Source organism: Chryseobacterium sp. S0630, from assembly GCF_024158915.1.
Classification (GTDB): Bacteria; Bacteroidota; Bacteroidia; order Flavobacteriales; family Weeksellaceae; genus Chryseobacterium.
Genome location: NZ_JAMZGF010000094.1, coordinates 1 through 13296, shown reverse-complemented (window position 1 = coordinate 13296; position 13296 = coordinate 1). Strand labels below are relative to the sequence as shown.

General features: G+C 36.1%; 14 protein-coding genes. 5 read left to right on the top strand and 9 right to left on the bottom strand.

What is annotated here, in order from left to right; genetic code table 11:
• Positions 1–80: 80 nt before the first annotated feature.
• The 9 genes from NK356_RS23395 to NK356_RS23355 form a co-directional block, all read right to left on the bottom strand.
• Positions 81–818 (bottom strand): hypothetical protein, encoded by a 738-nt coding sequence (locus NK356_RS23395; RefSeq protein WP_034692615.1) that lies wholly within the window; start codon positions 816–818, stop codon positions 81–83.
• Between the two features lie 18 nt (positions 819–836).
• A complete protein-coding gene (locus NK356_RS23390) occupies positions 837–1562 on the bottom strand; it encodes a sulfite exporter TauE/SafE family protein (protein ID WP_253318183.1) in 726 nt (241 codons plus the stop codon).
• On the bottom strand, positions 1553–2005 hold the full coding sequence (locus tag NK356_RS23385) for a FixH family protein (RefSeq protein WP_034692611.1): 453 nt from the start codon (positions 2003–2005) through the stop codon (positions 1553–1555). Before NK356_RS23385 ends, NK356_RS23390 begins: the two co-directional genes overlap by 10 nt.
• A gap of 10 nt (positions 2006–2015) precedes the next feature.
• Positions 2016–3470 (bottom strand): cytochrome c oxidase accessory protein CcoG, encoded by a 1455-nt coding sequence (ccoG, locus tag NK356_RS23380; RefSeq protein WP_034692608.1) that lies wholly within the window; start codon positions 3468–3470, stop codon positions 2016–2018.
• A 95-nt stretch (positions 3471–3565) separates the two neighbouring features.
• Positions 3566–4447, bottom strand: a complete 882-nt coding sequence (locus tag NK356_RS23375; RefSeq protein WP_079243485.1) for a cbb3-type cytochrome c oxidase N-terminal domain-containing protein — start codon at positions 4445–4447, stop codon at positions 3566–3568.
• Positions 4448–4457: 10 nt separating this feature from the next.
• Complete coding sequence (locus NK356_RS23370; protein WP_002983870.1) at positions 4458–4658, bottom strand: cbb3-type cytochrome c oxidase subunit 3; 201 nt, start codon at positions 4656–4658, stop codon at positions 4458–4460.
• A 21-nt stretch (positions 4659–4679) separates the two neighbouring features.
• Complete coding sequence (gene ccoN, locus NK356_RS23365; protein ID WP_034692602.1) at positions 4680–6941, bottom strand: cytochrome-c oxidase, cbb3-type subunit I; 2262 nt, start codon at positions 6939–6941, stop codon at positions 4680–4682.
• A 21-nt stretch (positions 6942–6962) separates the two neighbouring features.
• The gene (gene ccoS, locus NK356_RS23360; protein WP_034692599.1) at positions 6963–7175 is read right to left on the bottom strand and encodes a cbb3-type cytochrome oxidase assembly protein CcoS; all 213 of its coding nucleotides are present in this window, start codon (positions 7173–7175) and stop codon (positions 6963–6965) included.
• A gap of 109 nt (positions 7176–7284) precedes the next feature.
• Positions 7285–9663: a heavy metal translocating P-type ATPase metal-binding domain-containing protein gene (locus tag NK356_RS23355; RefSeq protein WP_034692597.1), complete on the bottom strand. Its 2379-nt coding sequence runs from the start codon at positions 9661–9663 to the stop codon at positions 7285–7287.
• Between the two features lie 88 nt (positions 9664–9751).
• On the opposite strand from NK356_RS23355, the gene NK356_RS23350 reads away from it, so the two are divergent.
• The 5 genes from NK356_RS23350 (at position 9752) to NK356_RS23330 (ending at position 13195) form a co-directional block, all read left to right on the top strand.
• Positions 9752–10465: a Crp/Fnr family transcriptional regulator gene (locus NK356_RS23350; RefSeq protein WP_034692595.1), complete on the top strand. Its 714-nt coding sequence runs from the start codon at positions 9752–9754 to the stop codon at positions 10463–10465.
• A gap of 61 nt (positions 10466–10526) precedes the next feature.
• On the top strand, positions 10527–11342 hold the full coding sequence (gene panB / locus NK356_RS23345) for a 3-methyl-2-oxobutanoate hydroxymethyltransferase (protein ID WP_253318182.1): 816 nt from the start codon (positions 10527–10529) through the stop codon (positions 11340–11342).
• Positions 11343–11345: 3 nt separating this feature from the next.
• Positions 11346–11660 (top strand): hypothetical protein, encoded by a 315-nt coding sequence (locus tag NK356_RS23340; protein ID WP_253318181.1) that lies wholly within the window; start codon positions 11346–11348, stop codon positions 11658–11660.
• A gap of 11 nt (positions 11661–11671) precedes the next feature.
• Positions 11672–12349, top strand: coding sequence for an RluA family pseudouridine synthase (locus tag NK356_RS23335; protein ID WP_034692590.1), 678 nt, complete (start codon positions 11672–11674; stop codon positions 12347–12349).
• An 18-nt stretch (positions 12350–12367) separates the two neighbouring features.
• Positions 12368–13195, top strand: a complete 828-nt coding sequence (locus NK356_RS23330) for a hypothetical protein (protein ID WP_253318180.1) — start codon at positions 12368–12370, stop codon at positions 13193–13195.
• The last annotated feature ends 101 nt before the right edge of the window (positions 13196–13296 follow it).

The following is a 13296-nucleotide window of genomic DNA, read 5'->3' as shown; positions in this document are numbered from 1 at the left end:
AAAAAATCATCCTAAAAAAATAATATGGGTAGTTTATAAACAAAAACCGCCTCAAGGAAAATGAGACGGCTTCTTTACTTTTATTCCGTAACGATGATAATCTTTTTATCTGCGTTTTTGAGTTTTGTATCCTGGTCATAAATGGCTTTCAGATCATAATCTATTCTTATGGAATGGTCGTCAATCTGTTTTACCCAATCATGTTTACCTGAAATTGATTTTATTTTATTTTCAAATTTTAAGGTTGTACCAATCTTTTTAAAAAACATTACCATCATACCAGCTACTTTCTCAGCTTCTTCCTTTGAACTTTTGGTTTTGACAGCCTCTTCAATACTTTTAAGATTAAAATTTTCTGTATCGATAGTGAGGGTTTTTCCATCCCAGCTATTGTATATATTTTGATCTAAAGGGATTTTTTCAGTCTTTGTAAAACTTTTCAAAACCAAATAATCTTCTGGAGTAAAATGGTCCATTTTAAAAGAAAATCCTGCCAGCTTGTTGTCTTCTTTTGTGGATTTCATGAAAACCTTTTTCATGATTCTGATGGAGTCCGGATTTTCAGTTTTTAATTTTCCTTCTTTTTTAGAAAGATCATACATACTTGTCCATGTAGTCGGAAGTCTGTCCATTTCTCCAAATTCTTTCTGCTTTAAGGAATCTGGTGTCATAGCCATCATCTCAGCCATAAACTCCCTTGTATCGATATCTGTGATAGAAGAGGAGGCAGCATCTTTATGATAGACAATTTCAGAATTGATACTGCAGGATTGCAGGATAAAAAGACTTATCAGAAATAAGATGATGGTTTTATTCATAGTAGATTTAAATACAAATTAATGGCAGTTAACGGCTCCGTTCGGGTCTTTAACAATCGTCATGGCTTCTGCCTTAGGAGAAACATACGGTATTCCAAGTTCAAGACCTCTCAGAATGAATAATCCTCCTAAAATAATCATGATTACCGGAACAGCTTTTAAAACTTTTACTCTAAAGGCTTGATTCATGAGATTTCCGGCCAGAACTATGGCAAACATGAACGGAAGGGTTCCAAGACCAAATAAAGCCATATATAAAGCTCCCTGCCATATTCCTCCTCCTGCAAGGCTGGCGGTAAGTGCCATATATACCATTCCACACGGTAAAAAGCCATTTAATAGACCTGTTGTAAATCTTGAACGGTAATCTGCTTTCTGAAGTAATTTTCCTAAATTCATTTTTACGCTGTACAGAAACTTGGATAGGAAAGGAATTTTTGAAGCAAAATCTTTTCCGCCAAATGAAAATACAGCCATAATGATCAGAAGAACCCCAGCAGTAATGGTAAGATATTTTTGAAAGCCTGCCATTTCAAATCCTTGTCCGATAATTCCGAGAAGTGCACCCAATAAGGAATAGGTGAAAATTCTTCCGAATTGATAAGTAAGGTTCTGAAGATAGAAATTGGCTGCCTGTTTTTTGGTTAATCCCATCGATAAAGCAATAGGTCCGCACATTCCGATACAGTGAAAACCGGAAGCAAAGCCTAAAGCAATAGCCGATACAATAAGTCCTATTTCCATATCACATCATAATCCATTCGGTAGTCTGTTTTATCTTTTGTCCAACTTAATCTTAACGTGTAGTTTCCTACTTTTAATACCTGTGCTGGTATTGTGAAAGACTGGCTGGCATCAAGCTGTACAGATTTTTTAATGTCTAAATTCTGGTCGTCGGTTCTGTTTAAAACAAATTTTACCGTAGTATTTGAGTTATTATATTCTTTTGGAAAAGTAATTTTTATTCCTTGAGTATCCTGGCTGTATACAGGTTTTTCCTGAAGATCATCTGCTTTTTTCTTAGCATCAATCACATCCTGGTACTTCAACTCTTCTTCGTAATAATTATCGGTTACCATTTCAGAGTTCTTCTGCCCGTTCGGGAAAAGAAACATCATGGATAATATAAAAACTATGAATGCTAATAGTGCAATTACAACACCATGTCCCCAACTAAAGTTCTTCATCTTTTTCTAATTAAAATTGCAGTTTAAATGGTCCTTCAAAATAGGTCTGATATGAGTCTACCAATTTACCCTTCATATCGTAAACACCAATGGTAATATTCTGTTTAGAGAGTTTCATATCATTTTCCGGGAAGCTGATATTAATTGTCCCTTTTGAAATTTTATCTCTGTCTACCTGAATCTTACTTGATGCACTGTAAGTAATTTCACCATGTGCCGGATCTATTACTTTGATGGTAACGATTTTTTTCTCGTTCGTTTTATTAAGGAAAGTATAATTATAAGTATTGGTAATTTTACCGTCTCTTACAAAGAATGTGCTACCTGCCGGTTTGATGAATTTAGCCTCCATCTCACCACGGCTGTAAAGAAGATATCCCAGGAATCCTACAAGAAGGAACAGGAATATTGAGAAACCTTTCATTCTTCCTGTAAACTTGAACTGAGTTTCTTTTTCAATTTCATTCTCAGAAGCATATCGGATCAATCCTTTTGGAAGGCCTACCTTTTCCATTACTTCGTCGCAGGCATCAATACATGCGGTACAGTTGATACATTCCAGCTGTTGTCCATCTCTGATATCAATTCCCGTTGGGCAAACTACTACACATTGATGACAGTCGATACAATCTCCCTTGCCAGCAGCTTTTCTGTCTTCACCTTTTCTCCATTTTGATCTTCCTTCCCCTCTTTTGAAATCATAAAATACATTGATGGTATCTTTATCAATCAATACACCCTGAAGTCTTCCGTATGGACAAACCAATGTACAAACCTGTTCTCTGAACCACGCAAATACAAAGTAAAATGCTGCGGTAAGAAGAATCATCACAATAAAATTGGTAGGATGTGCAAATGGTCCTTCGCCAACGATCTTAAATACCTCTTCATATCCTACGATATACATGAACATAAAGTGGGTGATGACCAATGAAATGATAATATAAACAGTCCATTTTAAACTTCTTTTCCAGATCTTCTCACTGTTCCACTCCTGTCTGTCCAGCTTCATCTGCTTGTTTCGGTCACCTTCAATCAGATATTCGATTTTACGGAAGATAGATTCCATAAAAATTGTCTGAGGGCAAATCCACCCGCAGAAAATTCTTCCGAATGCAATCGTAAAAACAATAATAAAGATTAAAGAGGCGATAGCACCTAAAGTAAGGATAAAGAAGTCCTGTGGATAGAAAGGCTGTCCAAAGATGAAAAACTCCCTGTCTATTACATTAAACATCAACAATGGGTTGCCATTGATTTTGATGAATGGTAATGCAAAATAAATAATTAATAAAAGGTAACTTACAATGTTTCTGTAGTTGGTATATTTCCCTTTTGGTTTCCTAGGAAATACCCATCTTCTTTTTCCGGATTGCTCCATTGTCCCTATAGAATCTCTGTAAGTCTCAGGGTCCAGAACCTGTCCCTGTCCGCCGCGTACTTCTATTTCTTCTATGTCTGACATATGTAATAGGTTTTAAAAAAGAAAAAACATAATTCGTTACTATTTTAATCTAATAACAAATTATGTTTTTTTCATATGTTTTCTAATTTTTTAAATTATTCTTTTTCCCAATGTGCTTCAGTTCCTTGAGGAGCTGCTCCTCCCTGAGCCTGAGTCACTGGTGGTTGTTCCTGATTGATGTGATATACATACGCTGCAATCTTCTCAATCTCTGCACCTGAAACTTCTCCGTTTTTACCGAATGCTCTCATGGCAGGGTTAGTAGGAGAACCATTCCAGTCCATATGGAATACGTTTTTGAATAACGTTTTCTCAGGCTGGTTGATCCAGTAGTTATCAGTAAGGTTTGGTCCGATACCTCCACTACCGTCTTCTTTGTGACAAGATGCACAGTTTGTTTTGAATAATTCTTTACCTTCTGCAATGTTATCAGCTGAATATTTAGCTGTTTCAATCGTTACAGGAGGCTGAGTTTTTTGGTATTCTTCAATACTTGCTAACTGTTCTTTATATTCTTTTTCATATTCGCTTAACGGGTGAGCGAAGTCTGTGAAAGAGTATGCTGCAATATATACAATACAAAAAGCGGTCCCAAAATAGAATAAACCTACCCACCATTTCGGTAATTGGTTATCCAACTCCATGATTCCGTCGAAACCGTGGTCGATAAGGATATCCTTTTCTTCAGAAGCAGATTGCTTTTTGAATGCACTTTGGTACAATCTTTTGAAATAAGGAACTTTCTTTTCAGCTAAATAAGCTGCCTTTTCTTCAGGAGATAATTTCTTGAATTTGTTGTTCTCGATAAGGTCTCCGATTGCTCCATGAATGTAAGCAAGGATCCCAGCGATAACAACAGTTCCCCAGAAGTAAGGTGAAGAAAGGAACGCGTAGCTCTGTACAAATAAATAATAAAAAACTATTAAAAGTCCGATTATTATTAAGATGTTTATAACAACAGGTGTTCTTTGTTTCATAAAAAATAGTTTAATTTTTTAAATTAAAATCGTCATCTTCATCATCCCCAAGAGGTGCCTCTTCTTCTTCTTTGTAATATTTTTTAGGTCTGCTAAAAACATAGATTACCAAAGCGATGAAGAACAGCATAAAGAAAATCAGAGCCAGCGTCTGGTAGAAACCAGCATTTTCTGTATTGGATAATATATCTTTAAAATTCTGAGGAATCATAGTATGAACCTTTTAATGTTTTTAGTTATTACTTGCTGTTTTGATTTCAGTTGTTTTGATATCAGTTCCTAATCTCTGAAGATAAGAAATAAGAGCTACAATTTCTTTTTTCTCTAATTCTCCCTGAGGTCTCTTCGCATAAGCCTGCTTAAGGTCATTTGCTTCAGAGAAGATATCTTTCACAATTTTTGCCGATTGGTTGTTTGCCCATGTATCTGCAGAATCGATTTCAGCCTTAGTATAAGGTACATCGAATACATTCTTCATCAGCTTCATCTTGTCTACCATCTTAGTTCTGTCTAAGTCAGTAGCAATTAACCAAGGGTAACGAGGCATGATAGAACCTGCAGAAGTTGATCTTGGGTTATACATGTGTTTGTAGTGCCAAGAACTTGGGTTTTTACCACCTTCTCTATGTAAATCCGGTCCTGTTCTCTTAGAACCCCATAGGAATGGTCTGTCGTATACGAATTCTCCAGCTTTGGAGTATTGTCCGTTTTTACCGTTGAATCTTGTAATCTCATCTCTGAACGGTCTGATCATCTGAGAGTGACAAGCGTTACATCCTTCACGGATATAGATATCTCTACCTTCAAGTTCAAGTGGTGAATAAGGCTTCACTGCAGAAATTGTAGGTACACTTTTCTTAAGAGATAGTGTAGGGATAATTTCAATTGAACTACCGATAGATATTGTAAAGAAAGATAGAATACCTAATAATACCGGAGTTCTTTCAAGCCAAAGGTGAGTACCTTCTCCTTCTTTTCTGTTTTTACTGATGTTTGCCAACGCTGGAGCTTCAGCAGGAACTTCTTTCTGGAATGATCCTTTTCTTACTGTAGCGATTACGTTTACAATCATTAGGATAGATCCTGAGATATAGAATAAACCTCCTACGAATCTCATTTTGAAGTAAGGAATAATTGCCGTTACCGTATCCAACCAGTTTTTCCATAATAATGTTCCATCCGGGTTGAATTGCTTCCACATTAATCCTTGTGTAAATCCTGAAATATACATTGGAACTGCATAGAAAATAATTCCTAAAGTACCTAACCAGAAATGCCAGTTAGCTAATTTTACAGACCAAAGTTTTGTTCTCCACATGATTGGTACCAAATAATAGATAACCCCGAATGCCATGAAACCATTCCATCCAAGAGCTCCTAAGTGTACGTGACCGATAACCCAGTCTGTAAAGTGACCAATTTTGTTGATGTTTTTAGTTGCCAAAAGCGGTCCTTCAAACGTTGCCATACCATAACAGGTAACAGCTACTACGAAGAACTTAAGGATAGGATTTTCTCTTACTTTATCCCAAGCTCCTCTTAGTGTAAGAAGACCATTTAACATACCTCCCCAAGATGGTGCAATAAGCATGATAGAGAACCCTGTTCCTACCGCCTGAGCCCAAGCTGGAAGAGCTGTATACTGAAGGTGGTGAGGACCAGCCCAGATATATACGAAAATTAATGACCAGAAGTGAATAATAGACAGCTTATAAGAGAATACCGGTCTGTCTGCAGCCTTCGGAAGGAAGTAATACATTAAACCTAGAACCGGAGTTGTCAATACGAATGCAACCGCATTGTGTCCATACCACCACTGTACAATAGCATCTTTTACCCCTGCATATGCTGAATAAGATTTCCAGCCTGTGAAAGATAAAGGTACTTCAAGGTTGTTGAAGATGTGAAGCATTGCTACTGCAATCCAAGTACCAATGTAGAACCAGATGGCTACATAAAGGTGTCTCACTCTTCTCTTAGAAATAGTCAGGAACATATTGATACCAAAAATGATCCATGAGAATGCGATCAATATGTCGATCGGCCACTCGTGTTCAGCATATTCCTTAGAGGTATTGATCCCCATAAAGAAGGTAACGAACGTAGCAACGATCATAAACTGCCAAGTCCAGAAATGTAACCAAGACAATGTGTCACTGTACATTCTTGTTTTTAATAATCTCTGTAATGAGTAATAAATACCCGTGTAAACGATGTTACAAACGAATGCAAAGATTACGGTATTGGTGTGCAACATTCTGATTCTACCAAAACCAAATGCACCATGAGTGTTTATTAACCCTTCAATATTACCAGATGCCAAACTTTTAATGGTTGTGTCATCCGTCCCGAAAAAGAATTCAGGTAATTCCGGGTAGAAAAGCATTAATGCCGCCGTAAGCCCGAACGTAAATCCAATGAGACCGAAAACTAAGGTCGCATAAAGGAACGCACGGACAATACTATTGTCATAACTAAACTTCTGTGTTTCCATATCAACTATTCACTATTTTTCTCAATTTTTATTATTTTCTCCTATTTCTTTCTCGTCTTTATTTTTGTCGCCAGTTTCATCATTTTCTTTGACCTTTTCGTCATCGAAAAGAATTCTGACAGCAGGAGATTCATCATCTTCAAACTGTCCTTTTCGGGCATACACTATAAATACGACCAAGAAAATCGCAGCTAAAGAAACACTGCAGAGGATCATTAAATATAGAATATCCATTGGACAACAAAATTAACCTATTTTCGGGGTTCAAATTTAGTGAAAAATAATGACATTCATCACGAAATGCCGATTTCAGCTAATTTAAAATCAGTCTAAATAAGGGCTTTTACGCCTGTTTTTTGAAATGTTTACGACCTAATATCCAGGTTGAAAGTGTAGTAAAGGTAACCACCGTAATCGAACTGATTGGCATGATGATTGCAGCGAAGAGCGGATGCATATGCCCTGTAACAGCGTAACTTAAACCAACAATATTGTACAGAAAACTGATTATAAATGTCATTTTCACAATGGTAATAGAACCCTTACAAACGTTCAGGTAATTGTCCAGAGTAACTACTTTATCTCCATTCATAATCACATCAGAAGATGGGGTAAAACTGTTCGTATCGTCAGCAATAGCAATTCCTACATTACTTTGTTTTAAAGCACCTGCATCATTAAGACCGTCTCCAAGCATTGCAACTTTTAAGTGCTGATCCTGAAGGGATTTTATGTAGTTTAACTTGTCTTCCGGGCTTTGATTAAAGGCCATTCCTTTGTAATTAGGGATAAGCTCTTTAAGCTGATTTTCTTCTGAGGAATTGTCTCCGCTCAGGATAAATATTTTGTAGTGGGTAAGTTTTGTAAAAAGTTCTTTCAGCTTCGGACGGTATTCGTTTTTAAAGATGAATTTTCCTAAGTATTCTCCGTTTTTGCTGATGTGAACTGCTGTTTCAAGGTTTTTAGGCTCCTGGTTATTGTAGCGTGCAGAACCAATTTTATACAGATTTCCTCTTACACTGGCCTCATATCCTTTTCCTGAGATTTCAACAAATTTCTCTACAGGGAAATACTCATCGTTCATTTCAATGAATTCGTACAATGATTTTGAAAGCGGGTGGTTGGAATTTTTTAATAAAGTCTTAATATTCAGAGAATCAAATTCATTGATCTCGGAACCTTCGTATTTTATATTTGATTTCTTTCTGTGAGTAATGGTTCCTGTTTTATCAAAAACAATCGTGTCCAGCTTAGCAATTTTTTCAATCGTTAAAGTATCTTTTACATAGAACTTATTTCGACCTAAAATCCTCATAATGTGACCGAAAGTGAACGGTGCAGATAACGCAAGCGCACAAGGACATGCAATAATCAGAATGGCTGAAATAACCTGGAACATAATTTTTAAATCAATAAAATACCAATACGTTCCTGCGACTAAAGCGATACCTAAAATAATGAATGTGAAATATTTGCTGACATTATTTGTAAGAGTGTCAAGACCCGTTTCGTGTTTTTTAAATGCTTCCTTATTCCAAAGCTGAGTTAAGTAACTTTGGTCCACATTTTTAATCACTTCAAGCTCTAAAGAAGATCCTACCTGTTTCCCTCCTGCGAAAATTTTATCTCCAGGCTGTTTGCTGATACTTTCACTTTCTCCCGTGATGAAACTGTTGTCTATATTTCCTTCTCCGTTGATCAGGATAGCGTCTACCGGAATGATTTCCTGGTTTCTAACCAGAATTCTATCACCCACTTTTATTTCAGACAGTAAAATATTATCCTGTTTTCCTTCGAAATCAACTTTCGTTACGGCAATCGGGTAGAAGGATTTATAATCTCTGTCATAGGACAGAGCGCTGTATGTTCTTTTCTGGAAAATTTTCCCGAGAAGCATGAAGAATAAAAGTCCACAAAGAGTGTCGAAATATCCTGGTCCATAATCTGTTACTACTTCATAGATACTTCTTCCGTATAGAACAAAAATTCCTAAGACAATCGGAACATCAATATTGACAATCTTATTTTTTAAACCGTACCATGCCGATTTATAATAATCTGAAGCTGAATAAAATACAACAGGTGTTGCCAGAAGGAAAATCAGAGTTCTGAATAAACCTCTGTAATGTTCCATCCAATAATCTTCTCCTCCAATATATTCAGGAAAAGCAAGGAACATTCCGTTACCAAAAGCAAAGGCAGCAATAGCAAATTTAACCAATAAAGATTTGTCAAGGTGATCTTCATTTTTATCAGCAGTTTCAAGGCTGATGACCGGTTTATATCCTAGATTGGTTAAGAATTTAGCGAGTTCACTTAATTTCAGATCGTTATGATTGAAGGAGATCTGTAAGGTCTTTCTTGTGAAGTTAACCTGCGAATATTTAATGTGCTTATTTAATGTATGAAGGCTTTCCAATAGCCAGATACAGGAAGAACAGTGAATGACAGGGATTTTGAAAGTAACAAGACTGGTGCTTCCTTCAGAGAAATCAGTGACTTTCTCAAAGATTTCCGGTGTGTCTAAGTAATCAAACTGAGAAGAATTTTCATCATTCGGACGAATTCCGGCTCCTTTATTAAGCTCATAGAAATTGCCTAAATGATTTAAATTTAGAATCTCGTAAACAGACTTACATCCATTACAACAGAAAGTCTTTTCATCAAATAAAATTCTCTCTTTTTCTATCCCTTGACCACAATGAAAACAGTTCTCGCTCACCCCATAAAATATTGAACTACAAAATTATAACAAATTTTTTTGTTTATCGTGTTAAAAAGTTCTATTTTTGTGATAAATATCATATAAAATGCCGCAGGAACAACAGATAGCAATTGAAGAGAGGTTCGCCAGAGTTTTTAATGATAAATCATTTAAAGAAAGACTTTCTAGCGCAGATTTTGAAAAATACATTAATGGCAAAAAGAAACTGAGTTTTCAGAAACATGATACCATTTTCGAGGATGGCGAAACTCCAAAAGGAGTGTTTGTTCTGGAAAAAGGTGCTGCCAAACTTTCGAAATCAGGAGCGTTCGGTAAAGATCAAATTTTAAGATTTATCAAAGAAGGAGATATCATCGGCTATCGTTCTTTGCTTTGCGGGGAAAATTTCCAGGCCAAAGCAGAAGCAATGACAGATATTGAATGTGTGTTCTTACCCGCAGATATTTTCATGTATCTTTTGGAGGTAGATCCACAGCTGTCTTTCGTAATGCTTCAGAAAATCTCATACGAATTAGGAGAATCTTCCAACACCATTACTTTCCTTGCACAGAAAACAGTAAGAGAAAGACTGGCAGAAATTCTTTTGCTGCTGGAACAGAAACTGGGAGTAGATCCTGAAGGCTTTATCAAGATCTCATTAACGAGAGAAGAAATTGCCAATATTATCGGTACCGCTACAGAAAGTGCCATCCGTCTGATCTCAGAATTCAAACAGGATAGTCTGATTGAAGTCGACGGAAGAAATATCAAGATTTTAAATCACGACAAACTCATGAAACTCGGTCACGTAGTTTTATAAATCATACAAAAACTTAAGTCGGCTCAAGGCCGACTTTTTAACTTTTAAAAATAGATAAATTATGTCTGTTCACTCTGAAATTAAAAAAGTTACAACTGAAACCTTGCGTAAAATGAAATTCGACAAGGAGAAAATAACAATGCTTACAGCCTATGATTTTACCACGGCGAAAATGGTAGATGCAGGTGGAGTAGATGCTATTTTGATTGGAGACTCTGCAGCGAATGTAATGGCTGGTTTTGAAACTACATTGCCTATTACGCTGGATCAAATGATCTATCATGCTCAAAGTGTGGTAAGAGGAACCGACAGAGCTTTGGTGGTAGCAGATTTACCTTTCGGAACTTATCAGAGTAATCCTGAAAAAGCATTGGAGTCTGCGGTAAGAATGATGAAGGAAGGTGGGGCACATGCTGTGAAAATTGAAGGTGGAAAAGAAATTTCCAAGTCTATCAAAAAAATCATCAATGCCGGAATTCCGGTAATGGGACATTTGGGTTTAACACCACAGTCTATCTATAAATTCGGAACGTATAAAGTAAGAGCTAAAGAAGAGGCAGAAGCTGAAAAATTAATTGCTGATGCACAACTTTTAGAAGAATTAGGATGTTTTTCAATCGTATTGGAAAAAATTCCAGCAGAATTAGCTAAAAAAGTAACGGAAAGTATTTCTATTCCTACCATCGGAATCGGTGCTGGTGCAGATTGTGACGGACAGGTTTTGGTGTATCATGATATGGTAGGAATGAACAAAGGTTTCAGCCCAAAATTCTTAAGAAGATACCTTAATCTTTACACAGAAATTACAGGAGCTGTCGCTCAATATGTAAAAGATGTGAAAAGTGTAGAGTTTCCTAACGAAAACGAAAGCTATTAATCTATGCAGAATCAGCAATCTACTCAGGGAATATTATCTATAGCAGCATTGATCTGTCTTGCTGTAGGATGGTTTAATCTGTTCTCTCCGGAAATCAATCATTTACTTTCTAGAAAAGTTTTTTATGTTCTGATAGGAGCGAGCTTCTTTATTCAGGCTCTGCTACTTACGAATAAAAATTTTGTGTATGCTATGTATGCTGCAGCAGCTATCTGTGTATTCGGAGCATTTATTCCTGAGGGTTGGAAGCTTTCAGGTATTAAAACTGCAGGCCTTCTGGCAGGGATTATCCTGTCGTTATCCAATAGAAGAAGATAGACCGAAGAAGTATGAAGGAGCAGATTATATATGAAGACAACCATCTTCTGGTGATTAATAAAAAGGTGGGTCAGCTTGTACAGGGTGACAAAACCGGAGATGAATCACTATTAGAATCCATCAAGAATTTTATAAAAATAAGAGATGCTAAGCCGGGAAATGTTTTTCTCGGCTTGGTTCATCGTATAGACCGTCCTACATCAGGGCTGGTGATCTATGCAAAAACTTCCAAAGCACTTTCCCGTTTGACGCAGATGGTGAAAAACCGTGAAGTGAAGAAAACATATTGGGCGGTTGTAGGAAAAGAAATGATCCCGCAAAGTCAAAGACTGGTTCATTATTTAAAGAAAAACGAAAAAAACAATAAAGCCATTGTCTTTCCGAAAGCTACAGAAGGAGCAAAAGAAGCCATTCTTACCTATCATGTGATTAAAACACTGGATAATTATCTTCTTCTTGAGATTGATCTCGAAACCGGAAGACATCATCAGATCAGAGCACAGTTATCCAAAACTGGAGTTCCGATTAAGGGTGACCTGAAATATGGAGCGCCACGTTCCAATCCTGATGGCGGAATCAATCTTCATGCAAGGAAACTGGAATTTATTCATCCGGTAACCAAAGAAAAAATTGAAATCATAGCTCCTGTTCCGCAGAATGATGCGATCTGGAGGGCTTGTGAAGAATAAAACTAAAAACTAAATACTATGAAACTTAAATTAATTTTTGTGATGACCATGTTATTGGTCATTACGTCTTGTTCTAAAGATGATGATATCTTGGAAATTGATACTCCTCACCAAATTATAACAGATAGACCCGCTAAAATTTCAGCTTCTTTCCCTAAGTTGAACTCAGTTACTCTGGCGGGAATAGATAAAAATTATACCTTTGAATATGACTCAGAGGGAAGGGTGCTTAAACGAAATGGATATATTTCAATTGGAAACGAGATGTATCCTGATTCTTTTTTTAATGATCCATATACCAGAATATCCTACACAGGTAATACTGCTACAATGAAAAATTATAAAACTAGTATAATTGATGAAAGAAACTTTGAATTTGATAATCAGGGAAGAATTATTAAATTAAATATTCCTTCTGTTACTAATGCTGCGAAGGATAAGCGTATTACATACAGTTATAATACTGTTGGAAAACTTACAGAAGCTTTGACTGAATTTCCTAATGCAGCTTATAATCCAGCTAATCCCAATGATTATATTTTAACATATGTAGAAAAAATTACTTATGATAATGTGGGTAATGTTGAGAAGGCAATTACCACAGAAAAACATAATAATGTAGATATTTATATTACAAAAGTAGTTGAGTTTTCTCAGTATGATACTGCCCCGAATCCATTTCGTAAGTTAGGTGTTTTTGCAGAATATTTTTATTTTACCCTACCTACTAATAATTTTAACAGGATGGTTACTAAGATGTATAATTCAGGAAACTTAGGTACTACATACATAGGAGCATGGAATAATTCTTATAATTTAGATGGAACTGTGAAGCTTTTTCAATAAATTTTTTTTGATTTAAATATCAATAAAGAAGCCGTCTCACAACTGAGGCGGTTTTTCTTGTTAAAAAGTAAATAATTTTTATATATTTTGATTTGTTTTTT

Excerpts from the sequence above, each read along its gene's own strand:
- NK356_RS23390 (WP_253318183.1), bottom strand. The coding sequence starts at position 1,562 with ATGGAAATAGGACTTATTGTATCGGCTATTGCTTTAGGCTTTGCTTCC.
- ccoS (WP_034692599.1), bottom strand. The coding sequence starts at position 7,175 with ATGGATATTCTATATTTAATGATCCTCTGCAGTGTTTCTTTAGCTGCG.
- ccoN (WP_034692602.1), bottom strand. The coding sequence starts at position 6,941 with ATGGAAACACAGAAGTTTAGTTATGACAATAGTATTGTCCGTGCGTTC.
- panB (WP_253318182.1), top strand. The coding sequence starts at position 10,527 with ATGTCTGTTCACTCTGAAATTAAAAAAGTTACAACTGAAACCTTGCGT.
- NK356_RS23370 (WP_002983870.1), bottom strand. The coding sequence starts at position 4,658 with ATGATTCCTCAGAATTTTAAAGATATATTATCCAATACAGAAAATGCT.
- NK356_RS23335 (WP_034692590.1), top strand. The coding sequence starts at position 11,672 with ATGAAGGAGCAGATTATATATGAAGACAACCATCTTCTGGTGATTAAT.
- NK356_RS23385 (WP_034692611.1), bottom strand. The coding sequence starts at position 2,005 with ATGAAGAACTTTAGTTGGGGACATGGTGTTGTAATTGCACTATTAGCA.
- NK356_RS23340 (WP_253318181.1), top strand. The coding sequence starts at position 11,346 with ATGCAGAATCAGCAATCTACTCAGGGAATATTATCTATAGCAGCATTG.
- NK356_RS23350 (WP_034692595.1), top strand. The coding sequence starts at position 9,752 with ATGCCGCAGGAACAACAGATAGCAATTGAAGAGAGGTTCGCCAGAGTT.
- NK356_RS23375 (WP_079243485.1), bottom strand. The coding sequence starts at position 4,447 with ATGAAACAAAGAACACCTGTTGTTATAAACATCTTAATAATAATCGGA.
- NK356_RS23330 (WP_253318180.1), top strand. The coding sequence starts at position 12,368 with ATGAAACTTAAATTAATTTTTGTGATGACCATGTTATTGGTCATTACG.
- ccoG (WP_034692608.1), bottom strand. The coding sequence starts at position 3,470 with ATGTCAGACATAGAAGAAATAGAAGTACGCGGCGGACAGGGACAGGTT.
- NK356_RS23395 (WP_034692615.1), bottom strand. The coding sequence starts at position 818 with ATGAATAAAACCATCATCTTATTTCTGATAAGTCTTTTTATCCTGCAA.